This is a genomic window from Solibacillus sp. FSL K6-1554 (assembly GCF_038005185.1).
In the GTDB taxonomy this organism is placed as follows: Bacteria; Bacillota; Bacilli; order Bacillales_A; family Planococcaceae; genus Solibacillus; species Solibacillus silvestris.
In genome coordinates this window covers 1,260,975-1,277,059 of sequence record NZ_JBBOSS010000001.1, presented here as the reverse complement: position 1 = coordinate 1,277,059, position 16,085 = coordinate 1,260,975, and the positions used below count along the sequence as shown (strand labels likewise).

19 protein-coding genes are annotated in these 16,085 nt (G+C 37.6%); 12 read left to right on the top strand and 7 right to left on the bottom strand.

Annotated features, from left to right (window positions below; translation table 11 throughout):
• Positions 1-5 precede the first annotated feature (5 nt).
• A complete protein-coding gene (gene fghA / locus MHB58_RS06115) occupies positions 6-839 on the top strand; it encodes an S-formylglutathione hydrolase (RefSeq protein ID WP_065216990.1) in 834 nt (277 codons plus the stop codon).
• Positions 840-949: 110 nt separating this feature from the next.
• Positions 950-3,217, top strand: coding sequence for a bifunctional glutamate--cysteine ligase GshA/glutathione synthetase GshB (gene gshAB / locus MHB58_RS06110; protein WP_014824370.1), 2,268 nt, complete (start codon positions 950-952; stop codon positions 3,215-3,217).
• Positions 3,218-3,422: 205 nt separating this feature from the next.
• On the opposite strand, the gene MHB58_RS06105 is transcribed toward gshAB, so the two are convergent.
• The 4 genes from MHB58_RS06105 to MHB58_RS06090 form a co-directional block, all read right to left on the bottom strand.
• Complete coding sequence (locus tag MHB58_RS06105) at positions 3,423-3,707, bottom strand: hypothetical protein (RefSeq protein ID WP_014824371.1); 285 nt, start codon at positions 3,705-3,707, stop codon at positions 3,423-3,425.
• A gap of 604 nt (positions 3,708-4,311) precedes the next feature.
• Positions 4,312-4,809, bottom strand: coding sequence for a GrpB family protein (locus MHB58_RS06100; protein ID WP_014824373.1), 498 nt, complete (start codon positions 4,807-4,809; stop codon positions 4,312-4,314).
• A 387-nt stretch (positions 4,810-5,196) separates the two neighbouring features.
• Positions 5,197-5,670 (bottom strand): S-ribosylhomocysteine lyase, encoded by a 474-nt coding sequence (locus tag MHB58_RS06095; RefSeq protein WP_065216991.1) that lies wholly within the window; start codon positions 5,668-5,670, stop codon positions 5,197-5,199.
• Positions 5,671-5,815: 145 nt separating this feature from the next.
• A complete protein-coding gene (locus MHB58_RS06090; protein ID WP_008408061.1) occupies positions 5,816-6,037 on the bottom strand; it encodes a YneF family protein in 222 nt (73 codons plus the stop codon).
• A 237-nt stretch (positions 6,038-6,274) separates the two neighbouring features.
• Between MHB58_RS06090 and MHB58_RS06085 the strand changes: the two genes are divergently transcribed.
• The 7 genes from MHB58_RS06085 to MHB58_RS06055 all read left to right on the top strand — a co-directional run bounded on the left by MHB58_RS06085 (position 6,275) and on the right by MHB58_RS06055 (position 10,652).
• On the top strand, positions 6,275-6,628 hold the full coding sequence (locus MHB58_RS06085; protein ID WP_008408060.1) for a lmo0954 family membrane protein: 354 nt from the start codon (positions 6,275-6,277) through the stop codon (positions 6,626-6,628).
• A gap of 12 nt (positions 6,629-6,640) precedes the next feature.
• Positions 6,641-7,267 (top strand): PspA/IM30 family protein, encoded by a 627-nt coding sequence (locus tag MHB58_RS06080; RefSeq protein WP_014824375.1) that lies wholly within the window; start codon positions 6,641-6,643, stop codon positions 7,265-7,267.
• 68 nt (positions 7,268-7,335) lie between these two features.
• Entirely contained in the window at positions 7,336-8,010 is a 675-nt protein-coding gene (gene liaF, locus MHB58_RS06075; protein WP_340734865.1) for a cell wall-active antibiotics response protein LiaF, read from the top strand.
• On the top strand, positions 8,007-9,032 hold the full coding sequence (locus MHB58_RS06070) for a sensor histidine kinase (protein WP_065216993.1): 1,026 nt from the start codon (positions 8,007-8,009) through the stop codon (positions 9,030-9,032). The genes liaF and MHB58_RS06070 overlap by 4 nt, the downstream gene beginning before the upstream one ends.
• Positions 9,025-9,654, top strand: coding sequence for a response regulator transcription factor (locus MHB58_RS06065; protein ID WP_014824376.1), 630 nt, complete (start codon positions 9,025-9,027; stop codon positions 9,652-9,654). Before MHB58_RS06070 ends, MHB58_RS06065 begins: the two co-directional genes overlap by 8 nt.
• Before the next feature lie 12 nt (positions 9,655-9,666).
• Positions 9,667-9,981, top strand: coding sequence for a hypothetical protein (locus MHB58_RS06060; protein WP_008408046.1), 315 nt, complete (start codon positions 9,667-9,669; stop codon positions 9,979-9,981).
• 143 nt (positions 9,982-10,124) lie between these two features.
• Positions 10,125-10,652: a hypothetical protein gene (locus MHB58_RS06055; RefSeq protein WP_340734864.1), complete on the top strand. Its 528-nt coding sequence runs from the start codon at positions 10,125-10,127 to the stop codon at positions 10,650-10,652.
• Positions 10,653-10,665: 13 nt separating this feature from the next.
• Here the strand turns inward: MHB58_RS06055 and MHB58_RS06050 are convergent, their stop codons facing one another.
• From MHB58_RS06050 to MHB58_RS06040, 3 genes are all read right to left on the bottom strand, one after another.
• On the bottom strand, positions 10,666-11,097 hold the full coding sequence (locus MHB58_RS06050; protein WP_340734863.1) for an iron ABC transporter substrate-binding protein: 432 nt from the start codon (positions 11,095-11,097) through the stop codon (positions 10,666-10,668).
• A gap of 28 nt (positions 11,098-11,125) precedes the next feature.
• Positions 11,126-11,827 (bottom strand): hypothetical protein, encoded by a 702-nt coding sequence (locus MHB58_RS06045; RefSeq protein ID WP_014824379.1) that lies wholly within the window; start codon positions 11,825-11,827, stop codon positions 11,126-11,128.
• Between the two features lie 119 nt (positions 11,828-11,946).
• On the bottom strand, positions 11,947-12,279 hold the full coding sequence (locus tag MHB58_RS06040; protein WP_340734862.1) for a heme oxygenase: 333 nt from the start codon (positions 12,277-12,279) through the stop codon (positions 11,947-11,949).
• A gap of 120 nt (positions 12,280-12,399) precedes the next feature.
• Between MHB58_RS06040 and MHB58_RS06035 the strand changes: the two genes are divergently transcribed.
• The 3 genes from MHB58_RS06035 (at position 12,400) to MHB58_RS06025 (ending at position 16,054) form a co-directional block, all read left to right on the top strand.
• On the top strand, positions 12,400-13,842 hold the full coding sequence (locus MHB58_RS06035; RefSeq protein WP_014824380.1) for a bifunctional metallophosphatase/5'-nucleotidase: 1,443 nt from the start codon (positions 12,400-12,402) through the stop codon (positions 13,840-13,842).
• 124 nt (positions 13,843-13,966) lie between these two features.
• The gene (locus tag MHB58_RS06030) at positions 13,967-14,497 is read left to right on the top strand and encodes a hypothetical protein (RefSeq protein ID WP_008408041.1); all 531 of its coding nucleotides are present in this window, start codon (positions 13,967-13,969) and stop codon (positions 14,495-14,497) included.
• Between the two features lie 18 nt (positions 14,498-14,515).
• The gene (locus MHB58_RS06025; RefSeq protein ID WP_014824381.1) at positions 14,516-16,054 is read left to right on the top strand and encodes a flotillin family protein; all 1,539 of its coding nucleotides are present in this window, start codon (positions 14,516-14,518) and stop codon (positions 16,052-16,054) included.
• Positions 16,055-16,085: the final 31 nt, after the last annotated feature.

The window sequence follows — 16,085 nt, the reverse complement described above, 5'->3', positions numbered from 1 at the left end:
GAAAAGTGAGTTTTAAACTTATTGAAAAACATCGCTCTTTCGGCGGAGAACAATATAAGTACCGCCATTATTCAAAAACCTTACAATGTGATATGACATTTAGTATATTCTTACCATCCAATAAAGAAGAGAAAAAAATCCCTCTTATTTGGTGGTTATCTGGCTTAACATGTACAGATGATAATTTTAGTCAAAAAAGTGGGTTCCAAAGATTGGCTGAAAAATATCAAGTTGCTGTTATGATTCCAGATACTTCACCACGTGGAGAGCATATAGCAAATGATGCAGGCTATGACCTCGGTCAAGGTGCCGGCTTCTATGTTAATGCTACACAAGAACCATGGTCAAAGCACTATAAGATGTATTCATATATTGTAGATGAATTAACACAAATAGCGATATCTTTAGTTCCTCATTTTTCTGGTGAAGAAAGTATTATGGGACACTCTATGGGCGGTCATGGTGCTTTAGTAATTGGGTTAAAAAATACAGAAAGATTCAAAGCGATTTCTGCTTTTTCACCAATATTAAGTCCAAGCCAAGTCCCATGGGGAATTAAAGCCTTCTCAGCATATTTAGGTGAAGATCAAGCTATTTGGAAACCATGGGATGCTTCAGAACTAATCAAAGAAATCGGTACGCCACCTATTCTCATTACGCAAGGAACTCAAGATGAGTTTTATTCAGAACAATTAGACGAAACGTTATTCCTAAAGATTGCTCAGGAAAATAATAAAATAGTAAATTACAAGAAAATGGAGGGCTATGATCATAGCTATTTCTTCATTACTACTTTCTTAGAGGAACATTTCGCCTTTCATATGAAGTATTTAAGATAACCTTTTTTGAAAAATATCCACATTATAATTAAATGTGGATATTTTTCGATGGCTACATCTTGTTATATTTCTATAGTTATTAACTAAAAAATGATGGGGGTATCGTTAAAGTGGATTATAAAAAAATGTTAGTCGATGAACGTGTTAAACCATACTTATTAAAAGCTCGATATGGGATTGAAAAAGAAAGTAAACGTGTTGATTTGTTAGGGAATTTAGCTAAGACAGATCATCCTAAGAGTATTTCAATGCGAGATGATCATCCGTATATTCAGCGAGATTTTTCAGAATTACAGTTGGAAATAATCACACCTGTTACCGAAACACTAGAGGAACTATTTGATTACTTGGCAGCGATTCATGATGTTGCTTATCGTTCTATGGGTGAGAATGAAATGCTTTGGCCTTTAAGTATGCCACCACAGCTACCAGAGAAAGAAGAAGAAATTGTAATTGCGAAATTAAAAAGAGAAGAAAAGGTTCGATATCGTCAATATTTATCAAATTCTTATGGTCGTCGTAAACAAATGCTTTGCGGTGTACATTTTAACTTTGAATTTGGAGATGAGTTAATCCACTCCCTATTTAACGCACAATCAGAGATTAAAGATTATCAGCATTTTAAAACAGAGATTTATCTAAAAGCTACAAGAAACTATTTACACTATCGATGGTTAGTCACTTACTTTTATGGAGCTTCTCCTAGTAGTGAAAAGAATTTTTTTAAAGAAGATTCGTTGAAAGGTGTAGTAAGAAGTATTAGAAGTAGTAAATATGGTTATACAAATTCAGACGATGTTCAAGTTTCATATAGTAGTATACAGAGATATGTATCAGATCTTTCCTTGATGGTAGAAAAGGGACTTCTTTCAACAGAGAGAGAATTTTATTCACCTGTCCGTTTAAGAGGTGGTCATCATGTTTCCGACCTAGAAAATCACGGCATTAGTTATATTGAATTGCGAAATATAGATTTAAATCCATTTGAAGCGTATGGAATTAGCTATGAACAAGCAGAATTTCTCCATCTTTTCTTAATTTATTTACTATGGAAAGATGAAGAGAAAGATTGCGATGAATGGGTAAAAATGGGGAATATTCACAATGATATAGTGGCTCTTGAGCACCCATTAGAGCATACACAATTTGAAATAGAAGCTAAAAATATGATTGATGAAATGGAAAGTTTAGCAGCAATTTTAAATTTGGAAACTTACAAAACGCTATTTTCTCATCTGAGGGAAATGATAATGGACCCAAGCAAGACTTTAGCTGGAAGACTTTATAAAGAAAGTGAAAAAAATAGTCAAGGTCAAGTGGCAAAGTTGATTGCTAAAGAAAATTACAAAAAATCATGGGATAAGCCCTATCAATTAACAGGATTTACTGACATGGAATTGTCTACTCAGATTTTAATGTTTGATGCAATTCAACAAGGAATCCAAGTGGAAATTTTGGATCGACAAGATCAATTTTTGAAGCTGAAATTAAAAGATCATGTTGAATATGTGAAAAATGGTAATATGACAAGTAAAGATACTTATATATCCACTTTAATTATGGAAAATAAAACAGTAACAAAAAAAATTCTTCAACAACATGGATTCCGTGTGCCAAAAGGTGAGGAGTTTCATACGATTGAACAGGCTTTACGTGCCTATGATCTCTTTTCCACTAAACCTTTTGTTGTGAAGCCAAAAACAACAAACTATGGATTAGGAATATCGATTTTCAAAGAAGGTGCCAATTACGAATATTATCAAAAGGCTATTACACTGGCATTCCAAGAAGACTCTTCCATATTAGTAGAAGAGTTTCTGAATGGAACAGAATATCGATTTTTTGTATTAAATGATCAAGTTCAGGCTGTTTTATTAAGAGTTCCTGCGAATATTAAAGGTGACGGTAAACATACAATCGAAGAGTTAGTTATGCAAAAGAATCGTGACATATTAAGAGGTAAAGACCATAGAACCCCTTTAGAAACCATACAATTAGGTGAATTGGAGAACCTTATGCTAAAAGCTCAAGGATACCGAATGGATTCAATTCCAAAGAATGATGAAATTATCTATTTGCGTGAAAACTCGAATATTAGTACAGGAGGAGATTCGATTGATGTGACAGATCAAATTCCTGATGATTATAAAAAAGTAGCAGTGGATGCGGTAGCTGCGCTTGGAGTTAAAATTTGCGGTATTGATTTGATTATTGAAAATACCGAAATTCCTGCTGCTAATAAAAATGCTTATGGAATTATTGAAGCGAACTTTAACCCATCCATGTATATGCACATTTATCCATATAAAGGTAAATCACGACGTTTAACTATGCATATCATACACTATTTATTCCCCGAACTATTACAGTCATATTGATGAATTACAAGAAGCTATAATCATAGTGTAATGATGGTTAATTTATATGAAGATTGAAAAATAAAAATAGAAAAGGGGCGTCTAAGTTGGACAGCCCCTTTTCTATTTATATTTTTCATTATACCGATCAAAATGTAGCTTTGAAATAAAGTTTGATCATTTCGTTACTCCATAAACGCGCCCGATTGTTTAATAAGACAATTATTTATTTTTTATCATTAGGATTAAAATAAAATCCCTCATCTATTTCTGAATGTGAACCATTGTAATCCATATTCATGTCTATTTCGTGCAAATCAATGTCACTTATATCATCGTCGTCATCTTCACCTATAATAGCAATTAGCCTTATATCTTTATCTGGCAAACCTAACAATATGGCCTTTGACTGCCAGGTATCAAAACCATTTTCTTCAGCAATATGCTCAGTTAATATTTCTAAAATATCTTCTTGATTGAATTTGAACACTTTTCTATTCATTTTAGACAAAATTTTCTCCTACCTTCTTACAGGACTGCACCTAATTGTGGAATTGACGTCTACTTAAACTGATTTACAATAATCTGAATTTTGAGTTTTATTATTAATTTAAAAGCAATTCTGTAAAGAATATTCCAAAACAAAAACCTAAAAATAATACAAAAGAATATATCAACTTTACTTTCATTGTTTGATCATTGAAAACCATCCCTGAGTAACGATACGTCCAATATAATATGGGTAAAACCACTAGAATACAGAAGATACTTTTAAAGGAAAAGCTTAAATTAAAAGTGGGATTAATAACAGATATAAGAACTACCAACCATCCCACAATAAAACCAATTGTATAACCACCTAATAAAAAGTGTTTTAATTCATTTCTTTTCAAGATTTCCACCTACATAAAATCTAATTAGTATTAGAACAAAGATTTCTCTCTAATTCAACTTACCTTATTATACGCTTTAAGTAACATATTCTCTTCAAAGTAGTTATTCCACAATCTGGCCCTTTAATGGAATAACTTTATTTTCACTTAACAGAAAATCATTTTTATTTAACCTTATTAAAGGATAGCCCTTTTTAGTTCAAGAAAGCATAAAACCCCTTTTTAAATATTTTTATATTCTAGAGTAGCCATCATTTTTTCGAAGAACTTATTCTTGGCTTCTCTGTAATCTTCCATTTCCATTCCCTTGTATTTCCTTTTTAAATTATCATATTCCTTTCGGTAATTTGCATTCATTAGTAAGACATCGCGAAACTTCCAAAAGAAATCAAATTCCGAATTTATGACTGTTAATTGAACACCCACTGGAGGTACAGTCGAATCATCCTTAAAGGCTCTAAAGGTTTCAGTTTTCACACTACCCTCATTTAATTCATATAACTTTGCAAGTTCTTTAACGGCTTTAGGAAAAATGTTGGCTTTAACTCTTACTTGAATATCTAAATCTCCTTTTGTAATACTATTTGGAATAGCTGTACTACCAACATGCTGCACATCAGATTCAGGTAGTAGCTCTTCAATTAATGCTTTGTGTATAAAAAAAGTTACCTCTGCTTTTTCGTAAAGTGATTTATTATAGAAGAAATTAACTATTTCCATCGTTATTCCCCTTTCTGCTTTAATAACCTTCCCCGTTAGCTTAAGTGCATTTTTTACAATCTTTCATAAATCTTAACATAAATATCTGAATTCCTTTTAAGGTGTTATTCCATTAAATGGTCCGATTGTCGAATAAGAAGGAATTCATGATAATCGAAATTTATAAAATGAACAATCTTCTTATAAAACCACAATAAAATAAACTCTCTATCTAACTACAAAATTTCACCATTTACTAAGTGCTAATAAAATAAAAAGACGAAACCCTGTTGGATTCCGTCTTGAATATTCATAATGTGTAACATTATATTCTATTGTTGTTAAAACACGTATAAATAATTAAAACTTGACTTTTAATAAAAATTATCTGAGGGCACTTCACATTACCTATTCATTATTAAAAACGATATGCCATTCATCGCGTTTTGCTAAAAATTCTTTGGCCAACTGCTGTGCACCTTCTAAACTATGGCTTGCCGCCCAACCGCATTGTACTTCATTGCAGGCAGGTACAGCAGTCGCCGCCAACACATCCTGAACAGTCTTTTCCAAAATCGACAACACACCTTCGTAGTCATCATAGTTCATAAAGGAGACATAAAAGCCTGTTTGACAGCCCATTGGCGAGATATCAACAACTGCGTCACTATGATTGCGGATACGGTCTGCCATTAAATGCTCCAGTGAATGAAGTGCCGGCATTTCCATATGTTCTTTATTCGGCTGCTTGAACCGGATATCATATTTTGTCACGACATCGCCCTTTGCCCCTTCTTTTGTGCCTGCTAACCGTACATACGGTGCAACCACTATCGTATGGTCTAAATCAAAGCTCTCTACATTCGTTTTTTCTGTTGCCATTTATTTGTCCCTCCAATACTTACAATCTATATAAGGATAGACTAGATTATTTTTCTTTTCAACAAAATATTCTGAATTTTGTTTTAGAAGAAATAAAAACTACCTTCATCACTCAATAGAATGCGAAAGGTAGTCCAACTTTTTATTATTTATCTTGGAACTTGTTCATTTGTGCCATCATTTGACGCACTTGTTTTTCAGACGGTTTACGTCCCATTTGTGCCATCATCACGCGAATCATTTGTTCATTAATTGGCGGGTTTTCTTTTAGATACTTCATCATATATTGACGAGCTGCGTAGAACCCAATTGCCACGCCCCCGATTAAAGCTACGACGATAAGTGTAATACCTAACCATAAAGCCATTTTGTCCAACCTCCTCCACTACTTATGTACCGAGAAAAACTCTCCAACAAGCATTATACAATAAAAGTTATTACGTTTCTATATATTTTAACTTCTCCTGACAGAAGTTAAGTCATGCAAATAGCCGTCTGAGTCCATCTCAGCCTCGAGACCTAGATGAAAATACAGTAACAGGTCGTTATCGGATTTTTAAATCCACGGTAACATGAACATATCAACTACAAGGAGGAACACATAATGAAAAAGTTTTTCTTATATTCAGCGGCTTTTATCACAGCGATCATCGCACTTTGCCTGCTCGCACCGGTAGCCGGCTTATTAATCTCAGGAGCACTTTTAGCAGCGGGTCTGCACTATTACACAGAAAGTAAATCAACTTTCGGAAAAGTAATGAGCCTCGTTGTCGCTTTAGCCGGTTTAGTAAGTGCATTATCAAACATTCCAGGCTTTATCGGTTTAGCTGCGATCGGCGTATTGTTTTATCTTTATAAAGCACGTAAAAACGAAAAGATTGAATTTTTACCAGGTAAAAAAGAGGAAGAAGATCCATTTACAAACTTTGAACGTGAATGGGCAAATTTAAATAAATAGGAGCGATGGACAATGAAAAATTTATTTACAAAATTTAAGTATTCAATACAGGCAGATTTACATGATATGTTTGACAAAAAGGTGGACAAAAACCCGATTAAAATGCTGAACCACTATATTCGTGAAGCAGAAAAACAAACGGAAGAAACAGGTAAATTACTTGCACGTCAGGCACAGCTTAAAAAAGAACTGGAACTGCAGCTTTCCCAAACAATCGAAATGCTTGAGAAGCGTGAAAAACAGCTTCAATTGGCACTTTCGACAGAAGAGGCTGAACTGATTGCGTTTGCACAGGAAGAAGTCACAGCTTACACTGCCAGAAAGCATGCCCTTCTTGCAAGCATTGATGCGGCCAATACTGAATACTTTGCACTGGAACGCAAATTCGAAACGATGAAACATAAAATTAAAGACATGAAAGTGCGCCAACTTGAGCTGATGGGCAAGGAAAATGTTGTGCGTGCCAACCACCAGATGGATAAAGTACTTACATCTGACAATGCCGGTAATTTCGATGAACTATCAACTTATATTGATGAATTATCACAAAATATTGAGCGTAAATATGAAATAACTACTTTTGAAGCTCGATTGGCACAGCTTGAAAAAGAACAAAAGCTCATAGAACAGCAAAAATAATGATATAATGCGTTAAAGGAGAAGGCATCGTGCTTTCTCCATTTTGTACGTTATAGGGGGGAGGCACTATGCCGAAAATCACGTCTGATCAGCTTGCAATTATCGCGATGAGTATGGCACTTGTCGTATTAATCGAATTAACTCTATTCAATAATGGCACCGTGTTTATACTGATTTTAGGTGCACTATTTCTCTTTTTCAGCTTTAAAAAGAAGAAACGTTACTTATTATGGACGGGACTCGTTCTATTATTCTTTGCCATAATTAATATTTGGACATTGCGGCTTTTAATCATTGGTGTGCTTATCTTTATTTTATACCAATACTTAACGAAAAAAGAGCAAGTGATGGAAATCAAAAGTCAGCTTGTCAATACATCCAACCAAAATATATTGATCGGAACAACGGGTGCCCCGACAGAAAGCTATCATTGGAAGGATATTCATATTCAACGCTTTATCGGCGATATTACAATCGATACGACCGAAACCATTTTACCAAACGGAAAATCAATTATAGTGATCCATCAATCTCTTGGAAAAGTACGGATTATCGTACCTTATGAAGTGACGATTCAGCTTCATTATTCCACTTTATATGGTGAAGCAGCATGCCTGCACTATGCCCCAAAGCAGTGTATTAATGAACAGCTCCATTTTGAGGATGGAGAAATGGATGCAAAACGTGTCCTTGTCCTTTATGTGACATCGTGGATTGGTGATGTGGAGGTGCAGCGCGGATGATTGCATTTATAATACGTTTTTTTATATTGATGATGGTTTTTGCGACATTTGCTCTGAATATTTTTGTTTTCCTGCTCGGTCAGCCGCAGGAAGAGACTTGGCGTTTTTTATGGGAAAGCGGTGAGTATTCAATACCGATTGTCGCTGTGATCGCCATTACCGCAACAACGACCAGCTTCTTTATTTCTTTATGGATATCGATTTCTTTAAAAATAAAAGAAAATCAGATGACCCGCATCGTGAAAAAAGTAGCTGAGCCTGATTTTGCACAAAAATTCAAGAAAGCAAATGGTTCGTTAAAAAAGGCCTTGCGCGAAACGAACGAATTAATTGAAACACAGCGGACATCTTTACAGCGACTTTCCAATGAAAAAGTGGAAACAAATGACGCCATCGTCCAGGAGCGGCTCCTTGCAGAACGCCAGCGTCTTGCGCGGGAACTGCATGATTCTGTTTCCCAACAGCTGTTTGCGGCATCCATGCTTCTCTCCGCGCTTACAGAACAGCGTCAAGATGATCTTGCACAAAAGCAGCTCAAACAGGTGGAAAAAATCGTCCAGCAGGCACAGCTCGAAATGCGCGCCCTTCTCCTTCACTTGCGACCTGTCGCTTTGCATAATAAAAGCTTGGCAGAAGGTTTAGAAGATCTAATTGTAGAATTACAGGAAAAAGTGTATTTCAATATTGATTACCAGATTGAAGAAATCGGATTATCAAAAGCGGAGGAAGATCATTTATTCCGTATTGCCCAAGAAGCTTTATCAAATACTTTACGGCATGCAAAAGCAACAGAAGTCGAGCTGTTATTAATCGCACGTGATCAGCTTGCGATTTTGCGCATTCAGGATAATGGCCTTGGCTTTAATTTGGAGGGAGATAAAACGACTTCGTACGGGCTGCGCAATATTGCCGAACGCGCTGTCGAAATTGGCTGTACGTATAAGATTGTCTCTGTACCGGATGAAGGAACAATAGTCGAAGTGAAAGTTCCGCTCAAAAAGGAGGAACAAATGAATGATTAAAGTTGTCATAGTAGATGATCACGAAATGGTTCGAATCGGTGTTGCTGCCTATTTATCGGCACAACCCGATATCGAAGTCATCGGTGAAGCGACAAACGGCGAGGAAGCGATTGATAAAGTGTTGGCACTGAAACCGGATATTGTGCTGATGGATAATGTGATGCCGATTAAAACGGGTGCTGAAGCGACTGCAGAAATTCTGGCACAATGGCCGCAAGCAAAAGTAATGATTGTCACAAGTTTTATCGATGACGATAAATTATACCCTGCCCTTGAAGCAGGTGCTGTCAGCTATATACTGAAAACGAGCAACGCCAAACAAATTGCCGACGCAATCCGGAAAACGATGGACGGAGAAACGGTTCTTGAGCCGGAAGCAACGACTCGGGTAATGGCACGTATGCGCGGTACCGCCCCTGCCCTGCATAACCATTTAACAGACCGGGAAATGGAAGTCCTATTATGTATGGCTCGCGGCCTTGCCAATCAGGAAATCGCGGAAGAACTGTTTATCGCATTAAAAACGGTCAAAACCCATGTCAGCAACATTTTAAGTAAACTCGAAGTGCAGGACCGCACACAGGCTGTCGTCTATGCATTTCAAAATGGCTTAGTAAAGTAAGGAGAATTATTCATGACATTTACGTACGAAAACTTCGCAAAAGACGGGACACTCACATTACTGGATCCCCTGTTCACCCTATTGCTGATTTTCTCAGCGTTGTTCATTATCGTGCTGCTGGGCTTTAGTATCAATCCTAAGATTATGTTATTTATTGGTGCGCTCATTATTTTATTAAGTGCACAATTGCAGTCGATTGCAGGAATTTTGGCAGATGAACTAAATTTAGCAAGTTCTTCGAAAAACTTTTACATTTTTATCGCAATCGTTGTGATTCAGTTAGGATTAATCGTGTTTGCGTTTGTGAAGGATAAAAAGAAGAAATAGTAGCGAATGGCTGAAGCTGCCCTGAAGGTTAGGTGATAACTTTTGGGGCGGTTTTTTTATGGGTGGGCAGAGGCTTTAAGGGGGTATGGCGTACGCCTTTCGTTGATTTATTAGAACTTTTTTCGATTTATTAGATGATCGGTGTGACAGAACTTCTGATGGCTTTATTAGAAAATCAGGTGTTTTTGGCCGAAGAACCGGTATTTATAGGCTTTCAGGGGAGCTATGGAATGCACCGGCATTGTTATATTAGAACTTTTTCCGGTTTATTAGATAATCGGAGTGATATATTAGAACTTCTGACAGCGATATTAGAAAATCGGGCGTTTTTGACCGAAGAACCAGTCTTTATAGGCTTTCAGGGTAGCTATGGAATGCACCGGCATTGTTATATTAGAACTTTTTTCGGTTTATTAGATAATCAGAGTGATATATTAGAACTTCTGACAGCGATATTAGAAAATCGGATACACTTATTAGAAAAACCGCATCATATATTTGAAGATCCCCCATATATTAGAACTTTTTTGGTTTTATTAGAACTTCCAACACGGATATTAGAACTTTCGACTTTTGTTTGTGAAGAGCAGGGTTTATTAGCGTCCGTAGTGTTAATGAATACTTCAGCTTTAAAAAAGCCCACGCCCCGCTTCCTTGCAAAGCGTTCGTGAGCCCCAGACCATATTATTTCAAATCATTCAATATAGTAAACAGTGAATGTTTCGCATCGATCAACTGTGCATGTGCCTGTCCCTGCTGTTCCGCATTTTCCGCTTCATAAAATGATAATAATGCCTCATCGATTTGTTTATAGGAATCAAATAGGTTTAAATCATCCACTTTTTTATTACCGAAAATATCAATGAACATGCTTAGCTGATATTGAAAGTTTTTTTCATACATCGTCAACACATGCCTTTTGTCATCGATCTGCACTTCATCGTTCAAAATATACGTCTGAAAATCGACCAGATCTATATACGCTTTTTCCAGTTCTACTGCATATTGGGCCTCTTTATCATTCCCTTTATTCCAGTCCAGAATCTGAATAAAAATGAGTAAAAATAGAATGATTGTTAAGTAGATCGAAATACCTTTCCAAGATAAAAACTTCATGCTTTTTCCTCCATCTGCCGGTCCTTGTTTAATTGAAAAGATATTCTTTCAAATTTTCCAATGTTGTGTCGATGCCTGAACGCAGCGATGTTTGATCTTCGCGGCATGTCTCAATTGCCTTTTCAATGGCAATCAAAGCATTTTCCAAAAACGGTTCGGCATTCAAATCTTTATAAAGCTGTGTTAACACGAGCGCCTTATTCCAGTACCATCTTGCATTTTCCGGGTCCAGTTCGATTGCCCGCTCAATATAGACCATCACATCAAACGGCGACCAGTTAAAACGGTTCATCGTCTGTCCAGCTATCCCGTAATACAACGCCTTGTTCGGATGATGCTTCACCGCTTCCATAAAGCAGTGCACACTTTCATCATAATGGTGCGCCATTAAAAAAAGATGCCCCTGTACATAAAACGACTGCGCTTTCCGTTCCGCCTCGGCTGTTCGTGCATCATCTTCAAGCTGTTTGACTTTTGCTGAAAACTGCTGTTCATCCTTGATTGCCCGCAATTGCTCAAGCTCATCATTTTCAGGATAGCTTTCATTCGCACGTTCGACACTTTGCGAAATCTGTACGGTCGGTTTCGGAAATTTTTCATACTCGTATTTTTCGAAGACTTTTAAAAATTGAGTTGCCTGTTCATTTTCGCCGCTTTGTGATTGGCGTTTCGCTTCTTCATAGCATTTCAAAAACTGCCCGTCATAAAAATACTGCTCCATGTTCGACATTTAAAACACCCTTCTGTTTTTCATTCACTATTTGTGAATGCATCGATAATATGTATTTCATTCAAAAGTATGTATAGTATAAAGGTGTCCTAACGAAAACATTAGGACACCCCTTTGAACTATTTTGAGATTGTGCCTGCTACTTCGGCAATCACGATTTGTGAACCTAGCATTGGTGACTCACCTTGGTGGTGGCCGCCGCCTTCACCTTCAGTTGGACGTTTATGAGATTGTTTGAATGCATCACTTTCACGCCATACAGCAAAGTTTTCTTTTGAATCCCAGTACATAACAACGCTCATTTCATCATATTCTTCAAATTGCGTTGAAACTAATACTTCCACTTTTTGGAAACCTTCAAATTCCTGTAATGGACCTGGTTGTACAAATTGTGGGGCCATTTTTTCGGCAAAACCTTTTTTTACTTGGATACGGTTTGTTACTGTAATCATGATTACCAACTCCTATAATTTAGCGTTAACTGCTTATATATTTATTTAAGCACTTTCAGAACTGTTGCGCAATAATTCACGCTATAATAAGGAAAATGAAATATTAAGGAAGTTATCTCAATGAAATTTACTATTATTGCGACGAGCGATATTCATGGACATACAGAACGTTTTTCACAGCTTGCGCAAATGATTGCTGCTAGACAGCCCGCGTTGTTAATCGATAATGGCGATTTTTTGCAGGGCAGTCATTTAAGCTATTATTATGATTATATTGTCGAAAAACAGCACCCGCAAATCGAACTTGCGAACAAACTTGGCTATGATGTCGCAGTTTTCGGGAATCATGAATTTAACTATTCTCCCGAAAAAATACAATCGATCCGTGATGCATGCAGTTTTCCTTGGATTGCCGCAAATATCCCGGGGTTTGCCCAACCGTATGTTATTAAGGAAATAAACGGGCTACGTATTGCTGTCATAGGGATCACAACTCATTTCACAAAAAAATGGGATGAATGTGGATCGACAAAGCATCTGCATTTCGAAAACGCATTTGAAAGTGCGAAAAACACCGTAAAGCATATTCGCGATGTTGAAAAAGCACAGCTTGTCATTTTAAGCTATCATGGCGGTTTTGAACGCGATCTTCATAGCGGCCACCTTATTGATCTGGAACAAGGTGAAAACGAAGGCTATCGTATGCTTCATGAAATAGAAGGCATTGATCTATTTATTACCGGACATCAGCATCTGGAAATTGCCACAGTGCAAAATGGTGTCGCTGTTGTGCAACCTGGGGGAAATGCACATTGCTTTGCACAAATTGATGTCACTGTGGAAGATGATACGTTTTCTTTTGAACCAGCTATCGTCCAAGTTGATCCTACCTTAAAAATGCAGTCCTTCCCCGGATTTGATGACTGGAAAAAGCAACCGATCGGAACAGCGGATAAAGCGCTGACCTATGCAGACTTTTTTACGCCCCGCACAAAAATGACCGCATATACACAAATGCTACATGATATGCAGCTTCATTACACCGGTGCCCAAATTTCTGTTATTGAACTGCCCTACCATTCACAAGGGGGCTTTCCTCAGAGAATAACCCGTGAAGATGTTTTACATAATCTCCCCCGGGCAAACCGACTGCTCGTCATCCAAATGACAGGCGCTGAAATCCGCCGGGCGATTGAACAAAGTGCAGCTGTCTTTGCGCTAAATGACCAAGGGGAAATCGATTTTAGTATGGCTGTGTACTATCCGGAGCCTCAGCCGTATATTTACGATCTGTGGGGCGGCATTGATTACAAAATTGATTTACGCCAACAAACTGGTCAACGCGTCACAAAGCTGACTTTTGAAGGAAATCCCATTCAGGATAATGAGATTTTTGAAGTTGCCGTCAATAGTTACCGTGCTACAGGGGCGCACCAGTTGCCGATGTTTCAAAAACAGCCTATTCAAGAAGCGGATAAATTCATTCCTGATTTAATGATGAATTACATAGAACAAACCAGTCCGCTAACGATTCAGATTAAAAATGATTTCCAAATGAAGTAAATTATCTGCGCATTATGTATGTCAATCACTTAAATTGGCATACATTTTTTATTTTGCGAAAAAATTGAAACTTTTTCCCAATTCATCCGTAAATTTATATAAATAGCATGAAGGAGGTGGCAACTTGTTTGGTTATTCCATTGAAACCATTTATTTATTCATCTTAATCGTTATTGGGTGTTGCACTATTCTTTACTTATTTTTTGCAGATATTGCAGATGTGTCCATCGATGGAACGCCATTTTTTGACCCGGCTGTAATCCTATCGTTTATTACATTCACTTCGGCTGCGGGTTACTTGTTGGAACAGTTTACAGGATTAACAAGTTTCATCATATTCATCATTGCTCTTTTAATTGCAAGTTTATTGACAGCGCTTCTCTATTTTTTCCTGCTCGTTCCTTTACGTTCAGCGGAAGTGTCCCTTGCCTATACAGATGAATCGCTTGAAGGTCAGACAGGAAAAGTGATTGTGCCCGTTCCTCTTGATGGTTTTGGGGAAATGGTGATTGAAACGGCAAACGGCATTATATCAAAGCGTGCAGCAAGTTATCATCAAGTAGAGATACCGTATGACACACAGGTTTTAATTATTGAGATGCGTGATGGTACAGCAATGGTCGCGATTTATGAGAAAGAAGAAATTCATTTTTAGAAACAGGGAGGAATTTTTATGTCAGGTTTGGCAGGTATATCAGGAATTTTAATAGCAGTTGGGGTAGTTGTATTTCTAATTGTCGCTCTTGTAGCCGTCTATATTATGAAATATCGCACAGCTGGTCCGGATGAAGCATTAATCGTAACAGGTAGTTATTTAGGCAGCAAAAATGTACATACCGATGATTCAGGAAATCGTATTAAAATTATTCGCGGTGGTGGTACATTTGTATTCCCGGTTTTCCAGCAGGCAAAACCATTAAGTCTACTTTCAAGTAAATTAGAAGTAACGACTCCGGAAGTTTATACAGAGCAGGGTGTTCCTGTAATGGCAGATGGAACAGCAATCATTAAAATCGGTGGCTCAATTTCGGAAATTGCAACAGCGGCCGAGCAATTTTTAGGAAAAGATAAACAGGAACGCGAAAGTGAAGCACGCGAAGTACTGGAAGGTCACTTACGTTCGATCTTAGGTTCGATGACGGTAGAAGAAATCTATAAAAACCGTGATAAATTCTCGCAGGAAGTGCAACGTGTCGCATCTCAGGATTTAGCGAAAATGGGCTTGATCATTGTATCATTTACGATTAAAGATGTGCGCGATAAAAATGGTTACCTGGATTCACTTGGTAAACCGCGAATCGCTCAAGTGAAGCGTGATGCTGATATCGCAACAGCGGAAGCAGATAAAGAAACACGTATTAAACGTGCTCAAGCAGCTCAGGAAGCGCAACAGGCCGAATTAGAGCGTGCTACTGAGATTGCAGAAGCCGAGAAAAATAATCAGTTAAAAGTGGCAGAATACCGCCGCGAGCAGGACATTGCAAAAGCCCGTGCCGATCAGGCGTACGAATTAGAATCTGCACGTGCTAAACAGGAAGTAACGGAACAGGAAATGCAAGTACGAATTATTGAGCGTCAAAAGCAAATCGAATTAGAAGAAAAAGAAATTCTGCGTCGTGAAAAGCAATACGATTCAGAAGTGAAGAAAAAGGCAGATGCTGATCGTTATGCGATCGAACAAAATGCCGAAGCACAAAAACGTAAAGAGCTTGCGCAGGCAGATGCGGAGAAATACCGTATTGAAGCACAGGCACAAGCTGAAGCAGAGCGCATTCGTTTAGATGGTCTTGCGAAAGCAGATGCAGAGCGTGCACAAGGTACGGCTGAAGCAGAAATTATCCGTCTACGTGGTCTTGCGGAAGCGGAAGCGAAAGAGAAAATTGCGGAAGCGTTTGAACAGTACGGTCAGGCAGCTGTCCTTGATATGATTGTTAAAATGTTACCGGAATACGCAAAACAAGTTGCTAGTCCACTTTCGAATATCGACAAGATTACAGTTGTTGATACAGGGGGCGGTACGAACGGCGGTGCTGGTAAAGTAACGGGCTATGCGACGGATTTAATGGCTGGCTTACAGGAAACATTAAAAGCATCTTCCGGTATTGATGTAAAAGAACTAATCGAAACATATGTCGGAAAAAATGCGTTTGAAAAATCGGCAATAATTCCTCGCGAAGACTTCTCACGAGTTGAAGAAGTACTTGAAAAATAAGTTGTTCAATAAAAAATACAGCATTCTTCCA